Origin of the sequence: Mycobacterium sp. E2497, from assembly GCF_001668695.1 — a bacterium.
Lineage (GTDB): Bacteria > Actinomycetota > Actinomycetes > Mycobacteriales > Mycobacteriaceae > Mycobacterium.
Map to the genome: position 1 here is coordinate 1 of NZ_LZKD01000185.1, position 830 is coordinate 830.

Below are 830 nucleotides of genomic sequence, written 5' to 3' on the forward strand. Positions count from 1 at the left end.
GCTCGCCTCGTCCAGCACCGCCGCGAGGCGATCGACCACGCCGCCGGGACCCGCGGCGGCGGCTCGCAGCCGCGGCACCGCCATGCGTTCGATGTCCTCGACGGCCGCGTCCAGCAATTCGGACTTGTTCGGGAAGTAGTGGTACAGGCTGCCGCTGGTGACGTCGGCCGCCCGGGCGATCTCGCGAATCGTGGTGCGCGAATAGCCATTCTCGGCCACACATCGCATCGCGGCGGTGATGATGCGGGCCCGGGTCTGCTCACCGTCGGCACCCACCGGCCGACCCAATTGCGGCGGCGTGACGCTCATGCGGCGGGAAGCCCGCCGCAGCTCCGTCCATCACGCACTACGCACCTCCGCGGCGAAGCCGAAACTAATCGATCACTCGATTATATTCGACCGTGTCGGGGACCGGGAGCCGGCGGACGGGACGCGCGAGTGAGGACAGCACGGTGACGCGGGCGCAACGGGGACGTCCGGTCGGCGCCAGCGGCGAGGAGACGCGGCAGCGGATCGTCGTTGCCACCATGCGCTGCGTGGCCGAATTCGGGTACGCGGGCGCCACCATCCGTGAGATCGCCCGGGCCGCGAACGTCACCAGCGCCAGCCTCTACAACTACTTTCCGAACAAGGCGGAGCTGATCAACGCCGCGATAGCGGCGCGGACCGACGTCGCGTTGCCGCGGCTGCGCGCGGCCGCCGCGGGTCCCGGCGGCGTGGTCGATCGCCTCGCGGCGGTGCTGGACGAGGCGAGCCGGCTGATGCGCGAGCATCCGCATCTGGCCGCATTCGATCGCGCGGTCCGCGCCGAAAGCAACGAGCACCCGGTT

Annotated in this window: 2 protein-coding genes; one reads left to right on the forward strand and one right to left on the reverse strand. The window is 70.7% G+C overall.

The features are described from left to right. Positions 1 to 309 (reverse strand): TetR/AcrR family transcriptional regulator (locus tag A5713_RS17655; RefSeq protein WP_156751807.1); only part of this gene is annotated, 309 nt, incomplete at its 3' end. 143 nt (positions 310 to 452) lie between these two features. Between A5713_RS17655 and A5713_RS17660 the strand changes: the two genes are divergently transcribed. Then, positions 453 to 830 (forward strand): TetR/AcrR family transcriptional regulator (locus tag A5713_RS17660; RefSeq protein WP_156751928.1); only part of this gene is annotated, 378 nt, incomplete at its 3' end.